Source organism: Novosphingobium sp. MMS21-SN21R (genome assembly GCF_031846015.1).
Lineage (GTDB): Bacteria > Pseudomonadota > Alphaproteobacteria > Sphingomonadales > Sphingomonadaceae > Novosphingobium.
The window spans coordinates 470501-495074 of the sequence record NZ_JAVRDU010000003.1 but is presented as its reverse complement, the minus strand read 5'-3'; the positions used below and the strand labels follow the sequence as shown (position 1 = coordinate 495074).

Annotated in this window: 10 protein-coding genes; 8 read left to right on the top strand and 2 right to left on the bottom strand. The window is 65.2% G+C overall.

The annotated features are described in order from the left end of the window. Nucleotides 1-235: 235 nt before the first annotated feature. The 5 genes from RM192_RS18415 (at nucleotide 236) to RM192_RS18395 (ending at nucleotide 17908) form a co-directional block, all read left to right on the top strand. Nucleotides 236-1327 carry a PAS domain S-box protein gene (locus RM192_RS18415; RefSeq protein WP_311509115.1) on the top strand — a complete coding sequence of 364 codons (1092 nt, stop codon included), beginning with the start codon at nucleotides 236-238 and terminating at the stop codon, nucleotides 1325-1327. Nucleotides 1328-1461: 134 nt separating this feature from the next. Then, complete coding sequence (locus tag RM192_RS18410) at nucleotides 1462-3249, top strand: ShlB/FhaC/HecB family hemolysin secretion/activation protein (protein ID WP_311509114.1); 1788 nt, start codon at nucleotides 1462-1464, stop codon at nucleotides 3247-3249. Continuing rightward, complete coding sequence (locus RM192_RS18405) at nucleotides 3249-13844, top strand: hypothetical protein (RefSeq protein WP_311509113.1); 10596 nt, start codon at nucleotides 3249-3251, stop codon at nucleotides 13842-13844. The genes RM192_RS18410 and RM192_RS18405 overlap by 1 nt, the downstream gene beginning before the upstream one ends. Continuing rightward, nucleotides 13841-16921: a CHAT domain-containing protein gene (locus tag RM192_RS18400; RefSeq protein WP_311509112.1), complete on the top strand. Its 3081-nt coding sequence runs from the start codon at nucleotides 13841-13843 to the stop codon at nucleotides 16919-16921. Before RM192_RS18405 ends, RM192_RS18400 begins: the two co-directional genes overlap by 4 nt. 276 nt (nucleotides 16922-17197) lie before the next feature. Next, complete coding sequence (locus RM192_RS18395) at nucleotides 17198-17908, top strand: hypothetical protein (RefSeq protein WP_311509111.1); 711 nt, start codon at nucleotides 17198-17200, stop codon at nucleotides 17906-17908. Between the two features lie 38 nt (nucleotides 17909-17946). On the opposite strand, the gene RM192_RS18390 is transcribed toward RM192_RS18395, so the two are convergent. Together RM192_RS18390 and RM192_RS18385 are read right to left on the bottom strand one after the other, a co-directional pair. Beyond that, nucleotides 17947-19569, bottom strand: a complete 1623-nt coding sequence (locus tag RM192_RS18390) for a GMC family oxidoreductase N-terminal domain-containing protein (RefSeq protein ID WP_311509110.1) — start codon at nucleotides 19567-19569, stop codon at nucleotides 17947-17949. Nucleotides 19570-19689: 120 nt separating this feature from the next. Then, a complete protein-coding gene (locus tag RM192_RS18385; protein ID WP_311509109.1) occupies nucleotides 19690-20754 on the bottom strand; it encodes a sensor histidine kinase in 1065 nt (354 codons plus the stop codon). 703 nt (nucleotides 20755-21457) lie between these two features. On the opposite strand from RM192_RS18385, the gene RM192_RS18380 reads away from it, so the two are divergent. The 3 genes from RM192_RS18380 (at nucleotide 21458) to RM192_RS18370 (ending at nucleotide 24428) form a co-directional block, all read left to right on the top strand. Then, the gene (locus RM192_RS18380) at nucleotides 21458-23674 is read left to right on the top strand and encodes a TonB-dependent receptor (protein WP_311509108.1); all 2217 of its coding nucleotides are present in this window, start codon (nucleotides 21458-21460) and stop codon (nucleotides 23672-23674) included. A 128-nt stretch (nucleotides 23675-23802) separates the two neighbouring features. Then, on the top strand, nucleotides 23803-24090 hold the full coding sequence (locus RM192_RS18375; protein WP_311509107.1) for a type II toxin-antitoxin system Phd/YefM family antitoxin: 288 nt from the start codon (nucleotides 23803-23805) through the stop codon (nucleotides 24088-24090). Next, the gene (locus RM192_RS18370) at nucleotides 24087-24428 is read left to right on the top strand and encodes a type II toxin-antitoxin system RelE/ParE family toxin (RefSeq protein ID WP_311509106.1); all 342 of its coding nucleotides are present in this window, start codon (nucleotides 24087-24089) and stop codon (nucleotides 24426-24428) included. The genes RM192_RS18375 and RM192_RS18370 overlap by 4 nt, the downstream gene beginning before the upstream one ends. Nucleotides 24429-24574: the final 146 nt, after the last annotated feature.

The following is a 24574-nucleotide window of genomic DNA, read 5'->3' as shown; positions in this document are numbered from 1 at the left end:
TGTGGGCGCGGTCACAACATGCGAGGGCACCGAAGGTTCTGGCGCCTACGCGTCCGGCGGGCGAGGAAGCTTGTAAGTAACGGGCATATAACAATTATTTCGACTATCCGTGCGACCGCTATCAAATGTTGCTGCGTAATTTCACGTAACACTTGAAACTGGTACGTGGCGCAATGTAACGGGAGTAATGCCCCGGTAATCGCCAAGGCCGATGCCCGCCCACGCTGGAGTTTCAATGGGTTCTGCAGACGACAATGCCGAACTCGAACTGGCCCGCCTGCGGGCTGAAGTCGCGCGGCTTGAAAGCCTCGTGGCAGAGCATGATGGCTTGCGCGAAAGCGAGGAGCAATTCCGCCGGACCTTCGATCTGGCCAATGTCGGCGTGGCGCATGTCTCGGTCACCGGCAGGTTCATCCGGGTGAACGACTATTTTTGCCAGATGCTGGGGCGCGGGCAGGATGAATTGCTGGACCTGACCTTTCAGGACCTGACCCATCCCGACGATCTTGATGCCGATCTGGGCCTGCTCGGGCAGTTGCTGGCGGGCGAAATCGAATCCTATGCGATGGAAAAGCGCTATATCCTGCCGGATGGCGCGGTGCATTGGGGGGAATTGAGCGTCTCGCTGCTGCGCCATGCGGACGGCACGCCGATGAACTTCATCTCGGTGGTATCCGACATTCAGGCCCGCAAGCAGGCGCAGGAGCAGGTCGAACTGGTGCTGGGCGAGGCGAACCACCGCATCAAGAACCTGCTGACGGTGATCGGCGCGGTGGTGAAGACCAGCGCGCGCTCGGCCGCATCGGCGCAGGAGCTGGAAAAGATCGTTTCGAGCAAGATCATCGGGATTGCCGCATCGCACGATCTGCTGATGGGCAAATACCAGACCGGCGCGCAGCTGGACAAGCTGATCCTGCGCCAGCTCGATGTGTTCACGAATGTCACCAGCAACCGGGTGTTGCTTGAGGGCGCACCGCTGGAGCTCAATCCCAAGGCAGTCCACGCTTTCGGCATGGTGCTGCACGAACTGGCGACCAATGCCTGCAAGCACGGCGCGCTTTCGAATGAGGCGGGCAGGGTGCGCATTGCCTGGGCGATGGATCAGGATGCCGGAACGCTGACGTTTTCGTGGGTGGAGGAGGGTGGCCCGCCGGTCGTCGCTTCGGGGCACAAGGGCTTTGGCACGCGCACGCTTGAGCGGATGCTGGGCGGGGGCCTTGGCGGGACGGCGCGGCACAGCCTCCTGCCCGAAGGCGCGCGGTTCGAGGCGAGGCTGCCGGCGGCTGAAATCCTGACGGTCACTGACGCAGGAAATAGCCTGTCCTGACAGCCGCTGGATAGCGTTTCGGGCTATATTTCGTTTGCAACATGGCGAGTCTTCCACCTACAAGCGCTGTTAATAAAAAATAACAAAACTCGGGCCGCGTCGAAGATTCCAAGTGGGGCGACGGGGGCATCAGGATGCAGTTTTTGAGGTTGGCGCAGGCCCGTTCGGCGCAGGTTCGACCAACGCAGGGGCATCTGGCGACCGCCGTGGGGATGGCCGGGATGCTGATGGCAGCAGGCGTAGCCGCGCCAGCACAGGCCCAGACTGCAAACATTCCGACCCGCGATGAACTGCGCGGCATCACCGCACCGCCGCCCGAAGCGCCGACGCGGCTTTCCATCGAAGGCGGGATCGAGCGCTCTCCCTGTCCGCTGGCCGATCCGCAATTCAAGGACATTACCGTCACCATCGGCGAGGTGGTTTTCGGCGGGCTGAAGGGTGCCGATGCTGCAGAGCTGGCGCCCGCGTGGAAGCCCTATGCGGGGCAGTTGCAACCTATCGCCGTGCTGTGTGAAGTGCGCGATGCTGCAGCCACGATATTGCGCAGCAAAGGCTATCTTGCTGCGGTGCAGGTGCCCGCCCAGCGGATCGAGAACGGGCAAGTGCGCATGGAAGTGCTCTATGCCCGGGTGACCGCAGTGCGGGCGCGCGGCGAGACGCGCGGCGCCGAGGCCAAGCTGGAGCAATACCTCGGCAAGCTGACCGAGGGCGAGGTGTTCAACCGCTTCACCGCCGAGCGCTATCTCCTGCTGGCGCGCGACCTTCCGGGCTACAACGTGCAACTGACGCTGCGCCCTGCCGACACCGGGCCGGGTGACCTGATCGGCGAACTGGCGGTGGTGCGCGAACCATATGCCGTGGACTTCACGCTGCAGAACCTGGCATCGGAATCGACCGGGCGCTGGGGCGGGCAGGTGCGGGTGCAGGCGTTCGGGCTGACCGGGATGGGCGATGCGACCTCGCTGTCCTATTATGCCACGTCTGATTTCAGCGAGCAGCACATCGTGCAGGCCGCGCACGAATTCCGCCCCGGATCGCAAGGGCTGGTGGTGAGCGGGCAGTTCACTTACGCCTGGACCAAGCCCGACATCGGCGCAGCGCCGGGTGCAGCATCGATCGATGCGCGCACGCTGTTTGCCAGCCTTGCCGCACGCTATCCGCTGAAGCGCACGCAGGCGAGCAACCTGTGGCTGGGCGCGGGGCTGGATCTGGTCAACCAGAATGTCGATCTGCTGGGGCCGCTGACGCGCGACAAGGTGCGCGTGGCCTGGGCGCGGCTCGATTATGATGCGGTGGATACCGGCGCGGTGCGGCCGCGCTGGCGGCTGGCCGGCACGTTCGAGGCGCGGCAGGGGCTCGCGATCCTCGATGCGACGCGCAGTTGCATCGGGGCAGGGTGCCCGGCAGGATCGGTGCCGACGAGCCGGGGCGACGGTTCACCCACCGCCACCGTGCTGCGTGCGCAAGGCGAGGTGGAGCTGGCGCTCGGCAAGGATGCGGCGTTCAGCCTTGCACCGCGCGCGCAATATGCGTTCCGCCCGCTGCTGAGCTTCGAGGAATTTTCCGGCGGCAATTACACCATCGGGCGGGGATTCGATCCGGGCGCGCTGCAAGGTGACAGCGGCGTGGGCGCAACCGCCGAACTGCGCGCGCCGCGCATCGCTTTGCGTCAGGGCAGCGAATTGCGTTTCCAGCCTTTCGTCTTCGGTGACGCGGCATGGGCCTGGGACAAGGGCGCGCCGGGCGGGGCGAGCCGCCTGCTTTCGGCAGGGGTTGGCGTGCGCGCCGAAATGGGCGCGCGGTTCCGGCTGAACGCCACGCTGGCAGTGCCGCTGGAACATGCACCGCTGCAGGCGCGCCGCGGCGACCCGCGCTTTCTGTTGACGTTCACGACCCGGCTGCTGCCGTGGAGGGCATTGTGATGACTGTTTCCAAGACCACTCGCCGCAGCCGCTTTGCGCTGAGCTCGACGCTTGCCATGGCTACCGCACTGGTGATCGGCGCTGCGAATCCAGCGCGTGCGCAATCGTTCAACGGCAGCGGCACGGTGACGGCGGGCAGCGCCTCGATCGGAACCGGCACCGGCACCACCGACGTCTTCGTCAACGGCAATGCAGTGATCGACTGGTCGCCGACCGATACGGCTGGCGGCACCGCGCCGATCATCTTCCAGAATTCGGGCACGACCGCCACGTTCAGCGGCATCAGCAACTTCACCGTGCTCAACCGCATTCTGCCGTCCACCGCCACCCGCGCGGTGCAGTTCGATGGCACCGTGCTCGGGCGGATCGGGGCTTCGGCGCCATCTGTGGGCGGAACGGTCTATTTCTACAGCCCTGGCGGGATCATCGCGGGCGCAAGTTCGGTGTTCGATGTCGGCAATCTCGGCCTGACCTCGTCACCGGTGGCTTACGACGTGGCGACGGGCGTGTTCGATGCGGGCAATGCGGTCAGCTTCGGCGCGGCCAATGCCGGATCGTCGGTCACCGTAGCATCGGGCGCGCAGCTGACGGCGAGTGGCTATCTTGCGCTGGTGGCGCCGGTGGTGGTGAATGACGGGACGATCACGTCTACCGCAGGCGCGAATGCGGGTGGCGGCGTGGCGATGGTGGCGGCCAATGCGGCGGACATCACGTTCAGTCCCGACGGCTTGTTCAACATTGCGGTGACCCAAGGGACCGCGGCGACCGGCACCGTGCTGAGCAACAGCGGCAGCGTGGGCGGGACGACCGGCGGCACGGCGGGCACCGCATCGCACCGCGTCTACATGGTGGCTATTCCGCAGAATCAGGCCATCACCATGGCGATTGCGAGCGGCAGTTCGCTCGGCTTCGACATTGCCGGTGCAGCCAGCGTCGACGGCAATGCGGTGGTGCTTTCGGGCGGCTACAACATTCTGGCGGGCGAAGCGGCTGTCTCGCCGGTGGCTGCGGGCGGGACCGTGGCGATCAGCATGATCAATACCGATGCGACGTCGCGGCTTTCGGCGCGGGCGAGCGACAGCGCGGTGATCGTCGCGAGTGGCGGGGTGAGCAACTTTGCCTCGAACGTGACGCTGCTCTCGGTCAACAGTTCGGCCCTGACCGCCAATGGCGTCAATTCGAGCGTCAATGTGGCGGGCGCGCTGGAAGTCTCGTCGATCGATCCGCACACTTTTGCGGCGGCGGGTGCGAACGTGACCGGCGGGATTGCGCAAGTGCGCGCGCAGAACAGCGGCACGGTGGATGTGACCGGGGCGTTCCAGATGACCGCCAACGGCTTTGGCGGCGATGCTTCGACCGGCACCACCGGATCGGGCACCGGCGGATCGCTGCTGGTCCAGGCATCGCTTGGCGGCACGATTCGCCTGCGCGGCGCGGCGGGCTTCAGCGCGGACGGCTATTCGGGCTTCGCTTCGGGCGCGAACGTATCGTCGGGTAATGCAACCGGCGGGTCCATCGACATCAATGCTTTCGGCAATGGCTCGGTCGTCCAGTTTGACCGGGTGGCGACCATCGACGCGCGCGGCTTTGGCGGCAACGCGTTCGGCACCGGGACGGCTGGCGCCGTCCAGGGCGGACAGATCAACATCACCGCAACCGGCGGCACCGGCAATGCGGTGACGTTCGCGCAGAACGTCACCATTTATGCCGACGCGCTGGCAGGCGCGAGCGAGAACGGCGGCAGCAACGCGACGGGCGGACTGATCCGCGCGACTGCCGACAGCGCAGGCTCGATCCAGTTCACCAGCGCAAACACCTTCCAGGCGCTCGGCATTGGTGGCGACACGACCGTTGGCACAGGCGGCAGTGGCACCGGCGGCACGATCGAGGCGCTCTCCTCGGGCACGGCCAATATCGGGTTCGGCAACCTGACGACGCTGTTTGCCCGCGGCACTGGCGGCGTGACGAGTGGCGCGGCGGCTGGCGGTGCAGGCACTGGCGGGGCAGCGCGGCTGGTGGCCAATGGCGGCACCATCGACTTTGCGCGCGGCAATATCGATGCGAATGGTGATGGCGGCGTGGGCCAGACCGGCGGTGCGGGCACGGGCGGAACGGCCAGCCTGATCGCCTCGGCAAGCGGCGCGATCAACCTGACCGGCAATATCGGACCGGCCGGGTTGCCGACCGGGGCGACGACGCTGTCATCAAACGGCGCGGGTGCGGGGACGAACGCGAACACGACCGGGACCGGCGGCGTCGGAACGGGCGGCAACTCTGTCGTTCAGGCCGATACCGGCGGTTCGATCACATCGATCTTCAGCCTGTTCGTCGACGCCAACGGTTCGGGTGGCGACAGCCGGGGTGCCAACGTGGCAGCGGCTAGCGGGCTGGGCGGGCAGGCGCGCGTGCTGGGGTCGAGCGGGGCTTCGCTGAACTTTGCGAACCTGGGGATGCAGGCCAGCGCGCGCGGCAGTGGCGGCGACAATCTGACCGCGAGTGGCATTGGCGGCGCAGGGACCGGCGGCACCGCCGAAATCAGCATTGATGCGGCAACCTATAACGGGGGCGGGAGCTTCTCGATCGATTCCTCGGGCGATGGCGGCTTTGGCGATCTGGCGGGCGGTGCCGGCCTTGGCGGCATGTCACTGGCTGGCTTCTTCAACGGGGCGAGCGTCACTGGATCGTCGCTCACGCTCGACAGCGGATCGAGCGGCGGTGACGGCTTCAACGGCGGGGCCGGAACGGGCGGATCGTCGCTATTGACCATTACCAACAGCACAGCCGGTTTTGCCACCGGCATCGTGCTCGATGCCTCGGGCACGGGCGGCAGTTATTTCAGCCTCACTGGCAGCGGTAGCGGCGGTGCGGGTGTGGGCGGCACGGCCCAGATCACCGTGAACGAGACTGTACCGAGCGTGGCATCGCTGAATTCCGGTGCAGCGCTTGCCATTCGCGCCAATGGTTTTGGCGGCGATGCGCAGAACGGCGGGATCGGACAGGGCGGCAATGCGGGGCTGGTGGCGAATGCCGGTGATGTTTCGGCCTCTGGCACGCTGTTTCTCTCAGCCTTGGGCGATGGCGGCACCGCGATCGATACCGGCAGCGGCACGCCCGGTTTCGGTGGTTCCGGACTGGGCGGCAACGCCACGGTTCTTGCGCAGGCAGGCGGCGGGCTTTCGGCACTCGATCAGCTTATTATCGACACGACCGGGACCGGCGGCAATTCCGACGGGGCACAAGGTAGTGGCGGCCTCGGACAGGGCGGCAGTGCGAATGTTGCGGCGAGCAGCGGCGCGATCACGGTGAGCAGTTTGGTCAATGTCGATGCAGGCGGCATTGGTGGCGACGGTGCCAGCGGCGCGGGCGCGAACGGCGGCGCAGCTATCCTCCAGACCACCGGGACCGGCACGTTTACGCTGAACAATCCTGATGCCGATGTGGCGATCTATGCACGCGCGCTGTCCGGACAGGCGCTGGTTGCAGGCGGTACCGGCGGCAATGCCTTTGGCGGGAACGCGCAGATCGTGGCGACGGGCGGTGCGATTGCCATTACGGCAGGCACTGTTCGCGTGGACTCGAACGGGGCTCAGAACGGCGGCGGCATCACCGGAACCGATGGCGGCAACGGACGCGGCGGTACGGCGTCGATCTCGCAAAATGGCAGCGGCAGCATTGCCATCACGGCAGATGCGATCAGCGTCATCACAACCGGAACCGGCGCCGACAACCTTGGCGGCGGTGACCTGATTGCAGGCTCGGGAACCGGCGGCGATGCACGCATTGCGGTCAACTCGGCGGCGGGCATCAGCCTTACCGGATTTGTGGAGGTGGTTGCCGATGGCATAGGCGGTGACGGCTCCGCATCATCGGGCAGCAGCAGCGGCGGGAATGCAACTGGCGGGCTTGCCAACATCGGCGCGGTCAATGGCGCGAATTCGGTGAATGGCCAATCGTTCGTCTATGCCCGCGCTTTTGGCGGCAGCGCGCAAGTTGACGGCAACGGCGGCAACGCGATTGGCGGGCAGGCGCTGGTTGGCGTGGTGGCCGGCGCGACGGCGGGGTCGATCACCTTTGGAAGCACGGTTACGTCTTCGATTGTGGCTGCTTATGCAACTGGCGGCGATGCGCTTGGCGCGGGCCTTGGCGGCGACGCGGTGGGCGGCACGGCGCAAGTCTTTGCGGTGGGCGGGAATGTGACCGCCAATGGTCTGCTGTCGCTTAATGCCTATGGCATCGGCGGCAGTTCGGTTGACGGGACCGCAGGCGATGGCACAGGCGGCTTTTCGAGCCTGCTTGCCAATGGCCGCACGCTGACACTGGGCGAAACCGCAGGGCTGCTGGCCTATGGCAGCGGCGGAATTTCCACCGGCAACGGCAATGGCGGTGCGGGCACCGGAGGCACCGGATCGATCGTTGCGCAGAACGGCGCGACGATCAATGCGGGCGATTCGCTGTTCTTCAACATTCGCGGCGACGGCGGCAACGCAACCGGCCTGCTCGGCGATGGCGGCACCGGCGACGGCGGCGATGCGCTGATCCGGGTGAGCGGCGGCAGTCTGCTCGACGTGACCGACACGACGCAGCTCGATGGCGGGGCGCGCGGCGGCGCTCATGTGTTCAGCGGGACGGGCAGCCCAAGCGGCAATGGCGCGAGTGCGCTGGGCGGCACGGCGGTGATCGAGGTGATCGACACCGGCACGCTGAATTTCGGCGTGGACGTCACGTTGGCCGCCGATGCGAGCGGGGGCAATTCCGCCTTTACCAATGTCGTCCCTTCGCTCACCGGCGGCGGCGCGACAGGCGGGACATCGCGGCTTTCGGCTGCGAATGGCACGGTCACGATTGGCGGGGCGGCGACGGTCACCGCGAATGCCATTGGCGGGTTCGGCAATGCGGCGGGCGGCAATGCCGACGGCGGCTTTGCCCTGATCGACGCGCTGGCGGGCCAGATCACGGTGGCCCGCGATACGCAGGTCTTCGCCGACGCGAGTGGCGGGGTGAGCATTGCGGGCGGTGCCGGGGCGACCGGCGGCTCGGCAACCGGCGGCTTGACGCGGATCAGCATCGACACCGGCAGCATGACCTTCAATGGTAATGTCCGCGTGGCGGCGTTCGGCAATGGCGGCAGGTCTGACACGATTGCGCCCGGCAATGGCGGCGCGGGGACCGGCGGGCAGGCCATCGTCGAGACGACGGGGGCAGGGTCGCTGACCTTCACGGCGACGGGTACCCTGGCGGGTGGGCCAACTGGTCCGGGCGCTCCGCAAGGTCTCTATCTGGTGACGCAGGGCGGCGGCGGGTTCGGCTTCGGCACGGGCTTTTCGACCGGCGCGGGAACGGGTGGCGAATCCACGCTGAGCGCATCGGGCGGCGGCACGATTGCCGTGGCCGGTTATACGCAAGTTGCGGCCAACGGGCTTGGCGGCAACAGTTCCGATGGCGCATTCGGCGCGGATGTCGGCGGCGTGGGCCAAGGCGGTGACGCGCTGGTTCTGGCGCTGGACGGTACGGTCAGCACGAACCGGCTAGACCTTCAGGCTGTCGGTTTCGGCGGCGATGCACGCGGCGTGGCCGGATCAGGGACTGGCGGCAACGCCACGATCGAAGCTGCCAATGCGGGCACGGCAACGAGCCGGATCACGACCGGGATCATCAATGCTTTCGCTGCCGGGCAAGGCGGCAATGGCACGGCGGGGCGAACCCCTGCCGACGTGGGCGGCATCGGCGGCAATGGCACGGGCGGCACACTGGTCATCGCGGCGGCATCGGGCAGCGGCGATCTGACGACTGGCGCGGTCAATGCGCAGAGCTATGGCCTGGGCGGCATCGGCGGCAATGGCGTCGACAATGCTGCCGGCCTTGGCGGCAACGGCGGGGCAGGCGGCACCGGCACGGGCGGGCTTGTCAACATCGGCTCGATCAGCGGGAACGCTTCGACCACGGCGGCAAACGGCACGGCGACTTATGCCTCGATCCAGATGTCGGCACAGGGGACCGGCGGTGCGGGCGGCAATGGCGGCACTGGCCTGACGCAGGGCAATGGCGGCAATGGCGGGGCAGCGTTCGATGGCTCTGCCGTGCTGCTGGTGCGCGGATCGAATGTGACGGTGACCGGCACGACCAACCTTTCCGCAAATGCGACCGGCGGCAATGGCGGTGCAGGCGCGGTCGCGGGTATTGGCGGCGATGCCACCGTGGGCGAGGGTGGGGGGATCGGGGTCACCGTGACCAACCGCTTCCAAGTGCAGGCACAGCGTGGGACGCTGATTGCAGGCGACATTCTCGGCACGGCAAACGCGACTGGTGGGACCGGATCGGTTGATGGGCAGGCGATTGTCGGCGCAACTCCTGTTCGCATTCTGATCGACCATGCGGATGCTACGATCGGGTCGGTGGACCTGAGTTCCAACGGAACCACAGTTCTTTCCGGCGCAGCGCCATCCTTTGTCAGCCTCCTCGGCGGCTCTGCGACCATCGCGGGACGCTTCGGCTTTGCCACGGCGGGCGATGTTACGCTCAGCCTCGATGGCGGGGATCTGGTTGCGGACAATGCCGACATCTTCGGCAGCAACTGGGTGCTGGGCACCGCGCCTGCCTCGGCGGGAACCTTGCGGGTGAACACTGGCCTCGGGCTGGGCACCAGTCTCGATTTGGTGACCTTCGCCAATATCGCGGTGAACGCGCCGACGGCGTTTGTTGTGCCGGGCGACCTGCAATTCGGCAATCTCAGCGGCCCGAGTGACCTGATCGCGCAGGCGGGCGGTTCGATCACGCTCGGCGCGATCAACGCGGGCGGCAGCATCGACCTGCTCGCGGGCGGCAACATCACCACGCTGGGGCAGACCAGCGGCGCGTTCATCGACATGCTGTCCAGCGGAGGCACGATCCAGACCGGGTCGCTGTTCGCGCTGCAAAGCATCGACCTTTCCAGCTTTGGCGGCGGCACGACCGTGAGCGGCGATGCCGATGCGGGCGATACCGTGGTGGTGCAGGCCAATGGCGACATCGTCATCGGCAATGTCTCGGCAGGGATCGTCAATCCCTCGTCCGATCCGCTGGCGACCTACCGGGTCGGCCTCGCTGCGGCCGGAAGCGTCACTGCGGGCAACATTTCGGCGCAGGGCGATGTCGGGCTGCTGGCCGATGCCGGAGCGGTCCAGGCCGGAACGCTGAGCGGACGTGACATGCTGGTGCTGGCGAGCACCGGCGCAAGCGTGAGCGGCCTCAGCTCCACCGGCCGTGTGCTGTTTGCCGATGCCTCGATGGCGGCGCTGGGCGGCGCGTTCGATACGTTCGACGTGAACCCGGTGTTTGCCGCCGCGCCCGTGGCGATGACGGGGTCGATCACGCTTGGCGGTCCGGCCTCGGCCACGGACTTCCTTTCGGCCTATACGAATGGCAACTTCACCGCAGGCGGTTCGCTGACCACTGGCACCAGCCTCACCGTCCAGACCGGCGGAGCCTTGACCATGACCGCTGGTTCGATCAACGGCGGCGCGGTTTCGCTGCAATCGACCGGGTCGATGACGCTCCGCGACGTTTCGTCGAACCGGGCGATCACGCTCGTCTCGCTCCAGCAAGGCGGGCTGACTGCCGGGAACATCACCGCGGCGGGCAATATCGTCGTCTTCTCGGGCGGGGACTTTTCGGCGGAGAACATCGTTTCGGATGCGGCGCTGTTCGGCGTGGCATCAACCTCGAACGCGGTCAGTATCGGGGCGGGCGGGACGCTGCTGGCGGAGAACATCCGCTCGACCGAAAACATCGTGCTGTCAGGCACCAACGTCAGTGTCGGCGCGGTTGACGGGCGTCTGCAGGTGGCGCTGCTGGCCGTCGATCAACTCAGCGCAGGCAGCGTGCTTTCGGCATCGGGCGATGTGCTGATCGGCGGGTCGGCCATGCTGCAGGGCGCGGGCACGATCTTCAACATCGACTATGCGGCGCTGTTTGCGAACGCGCCCGCACAGACCACCGGCGCAGTGACGATCGGCGGCGCGGTCAGCGGGCGCAACATCGACGTCCATGCGGGCGGCAATTTTACAGCCACCGGCGCGAACGCAACCGGGTCGCTCAATGTGGACGCGGGCGGGCTGGTCAACCTCGGCGGCGATATTGCCGTGAGCGACAGCGTGACGGTGCAGTCCGGCGGAAATCTGGTGCTGGGCAATATTTCGGCGGGGATCGTCAATCCCTCGTCCGATCCGCTGGCGACCTTCCGGGTCGGGCTTTCGGCCAGTGGCAATGTTACCACGGGCACCATCGCGGCGCGCGGTGACATCGGCCTGCTGGCGGCGGGCGGCGCGGTCCAGACGGGCGCACTGCAAGGCCGCGACATGCTGGTGCTGGCGAGCACGGCCGCGAGCGTGGGCGGGTTTACCTCCACGGGCCGTGTGCTGTTCGCCGATGCTTCGATGGCGGCGCTGGGCGGCGCGTTCGAAACGTTCAACGTGAATCCGGTGTTTGCTGCCACTCCTGTGGCGATGGCCGGGCCGATCCTGATCGAAGGCACGGGTTCCGCCACGAACTTCCTTTCGGCTCATACCTCGGGCAACTTTACCGCCACGGGCGCACTCTCGGGCGGGAGCCGGGTAAACCTGCAGATCGGCGGGACACTCACGGCAACCGGCGGCACGCTGACCGGCGGCGTGGTGACGCTGCAATCGGGCGGCGCGATGGCGCTGGCCAACGTTTCCTCCAACCGCTTCGTGATCCTCTCGTCGCAGACCGGGGTTTCCACCGGTAATATCACGGCGGCGGACCGGGTGTTCATCGGATCGCAAGGCAATGTCACCACCGGAAACATCGTTTCCGACCCCAATGTGTTCAATGCAGGGTCGTTGGCGAATTCGGTACAGATCGGCGCTGGGGGCACGATCACTACGGGCAATATCCGTTCGGTCCAGAACATCGCGCTGGCGGGCAGAAACATCAATTCGGGCGTGCTCAACGCGCGCTTCCAGGTGGCCCTGCTGGCGGTAGACCAGATTACCTCGGGCAGTGTGCTGGCGGGCGCGGTGTTCAGCCCGACCGGGCAACTGGTCGGGGCCAATGGCGCGGTGCTGATCGGCAATCCCTCGATGTTGCAAAACGCAGGCGGCATCTTCAATCTGGATTACGCCAAGCTGTTCACGGGGCCATTTGTGCCGACTGGCGGTTCGGTAACGATCAACGGTTCGATCATTGCGCGCAATATCGGCGCGCTTGCAGGCGGCGATTTTACCGCGAGCGGCATCGCCGGGTTCTCCACACTCGATGTGATATCGGGAGGGCTGGTCACGGTGCGCGGGCGCTGGTTCTCGCCCGACATGGTGATCGAATCCAATGACATCGCGATCCTGCCGGCACAGCAATCACCGACCAATCCGGGTGCGCTTTCCGGCCTCAACGCCGGGACGACGGGCCAGATCACGCTGATCTCCACCAATGCGCGCGGTGCGTTCATCGGGGATGGGCTGACGGGCAACGGTTATGGCCTGAGCCAGGCGGAGATCAGCCTGATCAACAGCGGCTCGCTCAATGTCTTTGCCATCGATCAGACCGGTAACCTGATCGACATGACCATCGGCGATCTGGCGATGACCGGGCCGCAGGCCGGGAGCACGATCGACGATCCGAACGGGGTGATCCGGTTTGCCACGGGCACGCGGGATGATGCGGGCAACGGCACGCCGAGCGGCGGCATCCGCATTGTCGGCAATGTGAGCGCGCGGGGCCTGCTGTCGACCAATCGCGTCGAATTCCTCGCTGACCTGTTCGAGCTTGATGCCGCGACCGGATCGCTGCGGGTGACCGGCAGTGGCACCGCGCTGGGCGGGGAAATCAGCATCGAGGCCGCCCATATCCACATTGCTGATGGCGAAATTCTCAGCCGGCTTGAGCAAGATCCGCTCTATGCCGGGCGGATTGCCGATCTCAACGCTCCGGCGGCGGTGAGCCGGCCCGAAGGTGTGATCAGCGCGGGCTTCATCGACCTCTATCCGGCGCAGACGCTCTACATCCAGAACACCGGCACGCGCGAGACGCCTGCGGGCTTCCTTGCCGCCGATGTCGATGCCACGCCGCCTGATGTGCCACCTGCGGGCGGGGTGCAGGCCGTGGTGAACGGGCAGTTCGTCACCGATGCGGGTGTGCTGACGGGCAAGGCGGCATACGATGCGCTGATTGCAGCGGGTGCAGACTTCACCGGGTTCAGCACGGAAGGTCAGCTCAACAGCTGCCTGTTCACAGGCGGGTGCCTGACCGGTGCGGAGCAGGATCCGGTGCGAGGGATCTCGAGCGAGATCCAGATGGTGACGGGTCCGGTGCTGGGCGACACGCCCGAGATGGTCGCCGCACAGGGCGGGACGGGCAGCGACGAGGAGGAAGAGGAGCAGCAGACCCAAGGTGCCGAAGCGGCAGTGGCAGCCGCCAAGGCGGCGACCGAGGCTGCTGCGGAATCCAGCGCTTCAAGCCCCATCGCGCCGCCCGCGCCGCTGGTCGATACCCGCCCGCTGACGCCGCCGGGAGACGTGACCCAGCCCGTGACCGGCAGCGGCAATCCGGCACTGATCGGATCTGCCGTCAACGAAAGCACCGCACAGGGAGACGCACAGTGAGCCGCCGTATCAAGTCAGGCTGCGTCCTGTCCGTCTTCGCGCTCGCTGCGGCGCTGGTGCAACCGGCCGCAGCGCAGGACGAGCCGCTGTCGCTGCGCAACAGCTTCCGCATCGGCGATGCCGGGGTGATCTGCACCGCGCAGAACGCGGCCAATGACAAGCGGCTGAACGGGTTGTTCGACCGCGCCTACAAGCTGGGTTGCCGTGATGCGGCAGCGGCGGTGGGCACGCTGCTGGTGGTGCGGCGCGATCTGGCGCTTGGGTCCGCGCCGAGCGCGCTGCCCGGCACGACGCTGGTCTGCGGCGGCGAGGGCGCGGTGCGGATTGATGGCGTGGGCGATGTGGCGGCCGTGCTGTGCCGCGACGACAAGGTCAATGTCGACTATCGCCGATATGCGCTGCGGCGCGGTGGGCGGACTTATCTGGTCGAAGGACTGGCCGGATACGATCCCGCGCTGCGGCTGGCGATGGCGAGCGTGATCGCGGATCGCGCGCTGCCGGGCGAAATCCGCGTGGCCAGCACCGAAGTCAGCGATGCGGCGGCGTTTGCCCGCGTGCAGGCGGGCCAGCTCGATGCCGCCGATGCGCGCGACGAGGCCTATTTGCGCAACAACGGCGGGCGCTATGCCGAATCCGCGCAGTTCTTCGAGGCGATCGGCAGCCGGGGCAGCGATACGATCAACGCCGCCGAAGCGCTGGCCAACCAGGCGTTGCAGCAGTCCAATCTCGGCAATTTTCAGGCGGCATCGCGGCTTCTGGCGCAAAGCAGCGCCAATATGGCGCGCGGTGACGGCGTGACACAGCGATTGCTGCGCAACTACCGCGCTATCAACCAGCTCAACCAGCGCCATCCCGCCGCCGCCTTGCGCGAACTGGCCGCGCCGGTTGAGCCGGTGACTGTCCAGTTCGATGAGGCGGGCTTGCGCGCAGGCCAGATCAACATGCCGCTGGCGGTGCAGATCAACCGCGAGAATGCCGGACTGATGCGGCTGGGCGGGGCCGAAGCCGGGCTGAGCGCGACCGACCGTGGGCGCGTGCTCGATGCGCAGGGGCTGGCCTTGCAGGCTACCGCGCGGCGGCAGGAAGGCAAGCTCGACGACGCGGCAAAGCTGTTCGCCAAGGCTGCGACCGATCTTGATGCGGTGCGCGACGGGCGCGTATCTTCGGCCAGCTGGCTGCGGTCTGAAATCCAGATCGAGCTGGCGCTGATCGCCGAGGCACAGGGCAAGCCGGATCAGGCGACGACGGCGTTCGACCGCGCCATCGGCGTGATCGGCACGGCATTCCCGCAATCGCCCGCGCTGCTCGCGGCAAAGGCGCGCAAGGCCGCGTTCCTTGGCCGCACCGGACAGGCGGGTGCCGCGCGCGCGCTCTATGCGCAAGTGGTCGACGAGAGCACCGGCATTGCCGACAGCGGCGCGACGCTGCGCGATCTGCTGCCGCCCTATTTCGCGCTGCTGGCCAGTGCGGGCGGGGCGGATGCTGCGGCGCAGATGTTTACCGCCAGCCAAGTGCTGCAGCGCCCCGGCGTGGCGCAGACCCAGGCGATCCTCGCGCGTGAAATGTCCGAAGGCAATGACGAGGCGAGTTCGCTGTTCCGCCTTTCGGTGGCGCGCAGCCGTGAAATCGCACGCACCGAAGTCGACATCGCGCGGCTATCGGCGCTGACCGCACCTACGCCGCAGGAAGTGCAGAACCTCGCCTCGGCGCAATCGACGCTGGCCAATTTGCAGCGCGACCAGACCGGGCTGGTATCGAAGCTGGCGTCGTTCTCGCGCTACAAGGTGCTGGCGCCGCAGCGGGTGGAACTGGCCGAATTGCAGGGAGGCCTGCGGGAAGGCGAGGCCTATTACAAGCTGATGGCTGTGGGCGAGGCGCTCTACGGGCTGTTCGTGACGCCTGCGGGCGCGCAAGTCTTCGCGGCAGAGGGCACCGTGGACGCGCTTTCGTCGCAAGTGCAGGCCTTGCGCGACAGCGTGGTCAAGGTCGAGAACGGGCGGCAGGTGAACTACCCGTTCGACGTGGTGCGCGCGCGTGCGCTCTATCTGCGGCTGTTCGGCACGGTCGATGCGCAGATGGCGGGCGTGAAGCATCTGGTGTTCGAACCCGATGGCGCGATGCTGCAATTGCCGCCCGCGTTGCTGGTGACCGATGACAAGAGCGTGGAAGCCTATGTCAAGCAGGCCGATGCGCCCGATGGCGATCCCTTCGATTTTACCGGTGTGGCGTGGCTGGGCCGGGGGCGTGAGATGTCGATTGCGGTGAGCCCGCGCGGGTTCCTCGACATTCGCAAGCTCGCCCCGTCGCGCGCGCCGCGCAATTATCTGGGGCTTGGCAAGAATGCCGTGCCGACAGTGCGCCCACTCGCCGCCGTAGCCGACGAATGCGACTGGCCGCTGGCGACGTGGCAGAACCCGATCAAGCCGGACGAGCTGTTCTTCGCCAAGGGGCTGCTCGACAAGGGCGGCAGCGCGGTGCGGGTGGAAGGCCAGTTCAGTGATTCCGCAATGCTGGCGGGCGGCGATCTTGATCAGTACCGCGTGCTGCACTTTGCCACGCACGGGTTGGTGACCGCGCCGCGTGCCGATTGCCCGGCGCGGCCCGCGCTGGTGACGAGCTTCGGCGATCCGGGATCGGACGGGCTGCTGACTTTCCGCGAGATCTTCGACCTCAAGCTCGACGCCGATCTGGTGATCCTGTCGGCCTGCGACACGGCGGGCCTGGCCACCGTGGGGGCGAGCCGCGAGGCGGGCGTGACGACCGGCGGCAACTATGCGCTCGACGGGCTGGTGCGCGCGTTCGTGGGCGCGGGCGCACGCTCGGTTATCGCCAGCCACTGGCCGGTGCCCGATGATTTCGACGCGACCAAACGGTTGATCGGCGGAATGATCGACGGCAAGCCGGGTGAGGCGCTGGCGCATTCGATGGCCGCTTCGCAGCAGAAGCTGATGGACGATCCCAACACCTCGCACCCGTTCTATTGGGCCGCGTTCATCATCCTGGGCGACGGCACCAAGGCGCTGGTGCCGGGGCGCGTGGCGGATGCCGCGGTGGTGAAGGGGGATGCGGTTCGGTGAAATTGCGACGTTTCTCACCAATTTGAATTAGTTTCACGATGAATAGTTTCATGAAATAACAGTAGATTTGTCAAAATTCCTCAGTCCTCTGGTACAGGATTATTAAAATCCTGGACGATGGATTGTGTTTGATGAAAAATCGGGCAAGTTTGATTCGTACCTGAACATTGTTATTCGTGGGGGCGAATCGTGCGGTCAGTAACGTTTATCACGCTAATTGCGTCCAGCCTGTGCATTCAAGGGTGTTCAGGAATTTCCAATAGTGTCTATGGACCGATGCGGCCGTTTCAGGCGGGCAAGATGGGCGGTGTTACAAGCTGCTCGGCGGATGGCGCGGGACCAGGCAACAGCTATCTTGAAGATCGCTTCGTTCGCCTGGCGTGCACTTCGGCTGCCGACACGGCGAACGATGCAAAAGCGCGGGCCATGCTTGATGCAAGTTTCAGCATGACCAATTCCCGATGCGTTGATTTCTTTGCGCAGAAAGCTGGCACGCAAACGGGGGTCAACACATTTCGTTCGAGTGTTGCGCCTGTTCTGGCGCTTTTGACGGGTGTCCTTTCGATCGTCAATTTCAAGAACGATGCGAACGGCAGCAAGCGCGCGGACTGGGAAAAAGGGTTGAGCCTTGCATCGACCGCGACGCTTGCGGGGCTCAGCATCTATGAGGAGAATTTCCTGTTTTCGGCGGAAAACATCGATGATGTCCGCGGACTCACCAAACACGCATTGGACGAATACAAGAAGTCCGTGATGGGACTCAAGAACCATACATTCGATACTGCCGTCGATTACGCGCTGGAGTATCACATGATCTGCACGCCCGGTAAGATCAAGTCAGTGGTAAAACAGGCTATTCGGGACAAGAAGATCGAAATCGTGGACCGGTCGACCGGGTTGCCGCCGACAGGAGGACCGGCGGTGGCAGTAGCCGGCGCGCCCGTCGTTACACCGGCTCCCGCTGGTACCGGACTCGATATTCAGTAAGTCGTGACGGGCAGCAAGTCGTGACAGGGCCGCGAAGGTCAGCTCTTCGCGTCTTCCAAAATCAGTTCGGCGGCGCGCTGGGCCACGGCGATGGCGGGGCCGTTGGTGTTGCCGGAGACGGGGGTGGGCATGATCGAGCAATCGACCACGCGCAAGTGGCCGATGCCGTGGACGCGGGTGCGGGCGTCGGTGACCGAGGTCAAAGGGTCGGTGCCCATGGCGCAGGTGCCGGTGCCGTGGAGGCCGCCTTCGACCATCTTGGCGAGCTGCGCGGCGATGGCGTCATCGTCCTGCACCGATGGACCGGGCATGCGTTCGGCGCCGATGAAGGGCTTTAGCGGATCGCTGGTGGCGATGGCGCGGAACAGCTTGAACAGTTCGATCGCCTTCGCCTTGTCGTAAGGATCGGCCCAGATGGCGGGGTCGATGACGGGGGCTTCGCGGAAATCGGGCGAGGTGAGCGTGACCGAGCCTCGGCTGCGCGGGCGCAAGTGATAGCCCGAGAAGGTGAGGCCCGGATTGGGCGTGAGCGGGCTGCCGGGGCGGGCCGCCATTTCGTTGACCGTGCGCATGGCAAAGGGCGCGGCGGCGATCTGGAAATCGGGCCAGGCGGGATCGGTGCCTTCGGATGCGATCAGCCCGGTGATCGGCATGCCGACGCGGGCGAGGTGGCCGGTGCCGGTGAGGAAATATTGCAGCGCGTTGCGATAGAGCCGCCATCCGAAGAATTCGCGGTTGGTTCCGGGATGGCCGGGCAGATCGAACGAGACGCCGAACTTCTGGTGATCGGCAAGGTTCTGGCCGACGGCGGGAAGGTCTTGCAGCACGGGGACGCCCAGCGACTGCAGCGCCGCGCCGGGGCCGACGCCCGAAAGCTGGAGCAGTTGCGGCGAACCATAGACGCCTGCGGACAGGATCACTTCACGGCGCGCGGTGTGGAGGCGCTGTTCGCCGTTCGCCTCGGTCATCACGCCTGTCGCGCGGCCATTCTCGATCACCACGCGGCTGGCGGCGGTGTGCGTGGCGATGGTGAGGTTGGGGCGGCCCTGAACCGGCTTGACGAAGGCCTTGTAGGTGCTTTCGCGCACGCCCTTGCGGTCTACGGTATATTGCGAGCGGCCCGCGCCGTGGGCGTTCGGGGTAGTGATGTCGTCCAGCCACGGCATGCCTTGCGTAGCGAAGCCTTGGGCCAGTGCATCGAACACCGGCGACTGGTAGGTGGCGGCGGTGATCTGGAGTTCGCCGTCGCGCCCACGCCCGGCATGGGCGCCGGGTTCGCGGTAGCTTTCGAAGTTCTTGTAGCAGCGCGCGATCTCGTCCCAGCCCCAGCCCGGAAGGCCGCTGGCTGCCCAGCCATCGAAATCGCCGGGCATGCCGGTGAGATACCACGTGCCGTTGATCGCCGAGGAGCCGCCGAGGCCGCGTCCATAAGTGTGGATGCCGCCGCGCATGCCGGGGCGGGCCTTGAGCGGATAGGCGCGGAAATAGGCGGGGTTGCCCATGATCTTGATGAAGCCGCCGGCCATCTTGATGAAGGGATGCTGGTTGTCGCCGCCGTCCTCGATCAACAGGACAGTGGTGGCGGGATCGGCGCTGAGACGGTTGGCGAGGACGCAGCCGGACGAGCCTGCGCCGACGATGATATAATCGAATTCCGCCATTTCGCCCGCACACCCATCAGCAAATTAGAATAGAACTATCGTTCCGTTTTCATCTGCACAGGGGTGGGGGTGATGTCAAGAACCTATTAGAAGTCATGTTCTAATAGACGACAGGTGCGTTCAGATCGGCCCGGCGTGCTCGATGGTGATGGTCGTGCCGTGATCGGCACTGGTGCCGGCGCTGGTAATCGTGACCGTAGCATCGAGCTGCGCGGCCAAGGCGTTGACGATTCCGGTGCCGAGGCCGGTCTTGGCGCTATCGTAGTCAGCAGGCAGGCCCGCGCCATTGTCGATGACGGAGAGCGTCCAGCCCGAGGCCGTGGTTGCGAAGCCGACGACGATGCGCCCATCCTTCGGGCCATCGGGGAAGGCGTGCTTGAGCGCATTGATTACCAGTTCGGTCACGATCAGGCCGATGCTGACTGAGCGATCCGCACTGGTGACACTGTCATCTGCCTCGACGCTGAGCGTCAGATCGGCAGGGTCCGCGATCATCGATGCGCCGATGCTGGCGCACAGGTCGCCGAGATAGGTCTTGAGCTGGACTTCGCCGGTGGCGGTGGAGGCAAGCTGGCGTTGCAGCGTGGCAATCGACATGACGCGGTGGTGGGCGTCGCGCAAATGCTCGCGCGTTTCCTCGAAATGAGCGCTGCGCACGCGCTGCATCAGCACGCTGGCGATGATCTGAAGGCTGTTGGCGACGCGGTGGTGCAGTTCCTGCAGCAGGATGTGCTTCTCCTGCACGAGCGCGTCCTTCTCGCGCTCGGCATCGCGCACCTTGCGTTCGTTTTCGCGCACCTGGGTGATGTCGGTGACTGCCAGAACGAGGCGCGAAGGGCCGTCATCGAGGTGATCGAGCATGTGCGCATTGAGGACGAGCGTCATCTGCGGCATGCCGGGCCGGATGAAGGCCATTTCGTAGGCCTCGATCGGGGCGAGGCCCGAGGTGGTGGCGCGGAGCAGCGAGCGCAGCTGGGGCACATTCCATTCGCCGTCGCCCAATGTGAAGACGACCTTGCCGACCACAGCTTCGCCGGTCAGGCCGAAGCTGGTGCAGAACGAGCCGCTCACAGCCTGCACGACCAGCTCTTCGCTCAAGAGGAGGAGCGGCGTTGCCGAAGACACGACAAGCGCCATGCCGAGGCTGCTGGAGCCTTCCGGTCGAAGGGGCGTAAAAAATTCCATGGCCGAAGCCTGCGGGGGCCGGAGACTCGCGGAGCGTAAGTCGTTCCCGGGAGCCGGCAAACCAGAGCGGCCACCGGACAGTCAAATGATTACCACGTCTGCGAGCATTACCCTAATGCCATTGTTGCAAGTGCTTGCGCGGAAAGCGCGGGTTGCCAAGTGACCGTTAGCCCCACGGCAGTAATCACCACCGGGCGTGCCAAGTTTGTTGGCGGCAATGTGAAGTTGCGCACTTTCTGAGGCGCGCGGTGCTGCTAATGCGGCGTTGCGACCCGAAGGGCTCTGTTCACAGAGTTCTTTAACTTCAAGGGGACGATGCCCGTACGGGCGTCGTCCCCCTTTTTTTGGCCTGCAGATGGTTCTTTGCGCTGTGTGCGCAGGCTTGATTCAAAAAACCCCGAAAATCAGACCGAAACGGCATAAATGTGGCCATTTTGACACGCCCTGATCAAAAGGCCTGGTGCTGACAGCGTAATCTTGACAGCGTTGACAATTCTCGACATTACCAAACTCAGCGAACATCGAATCGCAGGTCTGGAGAGGAGTGAAAGAGCGACGCGGCACTGCGGGTGCCGATGCGGTGGCGCCATGCGGGGCGTTTCACCTCAATAACTTCATCCAGACTTAATCTTACTGAAGGCGCCCGGGGGCAGGGGATATTGTCCGCGTGCGCTGCGAATTGTTTCCATTAGGGAGGAAATACATGAAGAAAATCCAGCTTGCATGCCTGGTGTCGGCGTTCGCGCTTGCCCATCCGGCCTTTGCTCAGGACGCAGCACAGGAAGCTGCGCCAGCAGTTGCCGACGGCGACATCGTTGTGACGGCAAACCGCACGTCCTCGCTCCTGTCGAAGACCCCGATCGCGATGACCGCAGTTGGCGGCGACGACCTGATCCAGTCGGGCATCTCGAACCCGACCCAGCTTGAAGAAACCGTTCCCAACCTGTCGATCGTGCGCGGCAACGGCCTGCAGATCACGATCCGCGGCGTGACCTCGACCGACGGCACCGAAAAGGGTGACCCTTCGGCAGCCTTCATGCTGAACGGCGTCTATCTTGCCCGTCCGCAGGCTCAGGAAGTTTCGTTCTTCGACATCGAGCGTGTCGAAGTTCTGCGCGGCCCGCAGGGCACGCTCTATGGCCGTAACTCGACTGCTGGCGTGATCAACGTCCTGTCGGTGCAGCCCAAGTTCGAACTCGGCGCCCGCGTCGATGCTTCGTACGGCAACTTTGATGCGATCAACGGCACTGCCGTGATCAACCTGCCCGCCAGCGACAGCATCGCCTTCCGCGTGGCTGCCAACATCGACCAGCGCGACAGCTACCTGATCGACGGCAATGCTGCTGACGGCATCGGCATCGGCAAGTTCAAGAACAACAAGACGGTCCGTCTTTCGGCCCTGTTCAAGCCTTCGCCCGACCTCAGCCTGCTGCTCGTCGGCGACTACAGCTGGATCAAGGGCAGCCCGACCAACGGCGTGGAAACCTCGAAGTTCTACAGCAACGTCGTCAGCGGCGCGCGTCCGACCTTCGAACGCCCGACCTACAGCGAGCCTTCGTCGACCCTCGGCCGTACGCTTTCGACCGCACAGGGCCAGTACACGTTCCGCGACAGCACCGAACGCGGCGTGATGGGTGAACTCAACTACACCATGGGCAACGTCACGCTGACTTACGTCGGTTCGTACCGCGAATCCGATCGCACGGAATTCAGCAACCTCGGCGCAACCCCGATCCAGGCTGACTTCTACGGCAGCTACTGGCAGACCTCGCACGAACTGCGCCTCGCCTATGGTGGTGACGGTCCGCTGCAGGCCCAGGTTGGTGCATATTACTTCAAGGAAAAGTCGGGCATCGCCTTTTTCATCAACAACCTGCTTGGCCCCAACACCCGTTTCGGCTTCCCGCAGGACCCGACCATTGCCGAGAACAAGTCGGCGTTCGGTCAGATCACCTATGAACTGGCTCCGGACCTCAAGGTTACCGGCGGCGTGCGCTATTCGAACGACCTCAAGTCGCGCGTTGGTGCCACCGTGCTCGATACGTATGACTTCGTCGGCGATTCGAACCACATCGGCACGCTGCTCAACCGCACGAAGTTCCAGGACAACAACGCCTCGCGCAAGTTCAGCAAGGTTACCTGGCGCGCCGGGATCGACTACGACAGCCCGCTGGGCCTCGTGTTCGCTTCGGTTTCGACCGGCTACAAGGCTGGCGGCTTCAACGACGGTTGCGAAACCGGCAAGGGCCCGAGCTGCGGTCTTCCCGCCAAGGCACTCTACTATGATCCTGAAACGCTGACTGCTTATGAAGCGGGCTTCAAGTTCAAGATCAGCCCCGAGTTCCGCTTCAACGGCACCGTGTTCCACTACGACTATTCGGGCCTGCAGCTTTCACAGGTTTCGAATGCCTGTGGCGGTCCTTGCCAGATCACGACGAACGCGGCCAAGGCCAAGATCGACGGTGTCGAACTCGACGCGACGATCCAGCCTGCGGACAACTTCTCGGTCCGGCTCGCGCTCAACTATCTCGATGCACGCTACGGCGAGTTTACGCCGCAGCCAGGGATCGATTTCGCAGGTCGCGCGCTGAACCGCAGCCCCAAGTGGAGCTGGGTCGCTGGCGTGAACTATGCGATCCCGGTTGGCGAGGGCAAGGTTGTGCTCGATGCGCAGACCTCGTCGCGCAGCCAGTATGAACTGACCGATCTGGCGAACTTCGCCTACTTCGCGCAGCCCGGGTTCTCGAAGACTGACGCTTCGATCACCTACAACGCTCCGGAAGATCGCTTCTACATCGCTGCCTTCGTCGAGAACATCGAGGACAACCTCGTGCTCACCGGCGCCGGCACCGGCCTGTTCGGAAACGCGACTTTCTCCGATCCGCGCACTTACGGTGTCCGTGCGGGCGTGAAGTTCTAAGCTGAACTGACACTTTTCTCCCAACTCCGGGGCGGTCCTGCTTTGCGCAGGGCCGCCCTTTTCTTTTGTGTGACAGGCATGGGGTGATGGACTATATTCGGTCCGAATTCAGACCGGAGCCACAATTTATGGGCCTTGAAACCCGCATCAAGCCGATCAGCTATCTGAAAGCGCACAGCGCCGAGGTGATCCGCGAGCTGAACGAAGGCGCGCCGCCGCTGATCATCACCCAGAACGGCGAGGCCAAGGCAGTGCTGCAGGACGCCGCCAGCTATTATCAGATGCAGGAAACGATGGCGCTGCTCAAGCTGCTGGCGCTGGCGAAGGACAGCATTGCTGCGGGCAACGTGCATCCGGCAGAGGGGATGGCGGACCGCATTCGCGCAAGGGCGGCTGCGGAACTGGCTGGAAAATGACCGCGCGGGTCAAGGTCATTGTCGATCATCAGGCCGAAGACGATCTCTACCAGATTTACCTGAACCGGCTTGAGCATCGCGGTCCGGATGGGACGGACGGTGCCGAAGCCTTGCTGGACGCTTTGCAGGCCACCATCGAAGGCATTGCCGAATATCCCGAACGCGGGCCGATCCCGCCCGAACTGGAAGCGTTGGGCGAGCGGAACTGGCGGCAGGTCTCGCACGCGCCCTACCGTGTGATCTATCTGCTGGAGGATGGCGCGGCGACGGTTGCGCTGGTGGCCGACAGCCGCCGGGATTTTGCGAGCCTGCTGCAGGCGCGGTTGCTGGGCGGGTGAGAGCTGGCGCCGCGCGCGTGCTTCCACAAGCTCAGCACGAACGGGGTTTTGCCGTTCGCCTCCATTCATCCGTTCGCCCTGAGCTTGTCGAAGGGCGTGCGCGTTGCTTCGACAGGCTCAGGGCGAACGGGGGTGTAGCCGAGCCT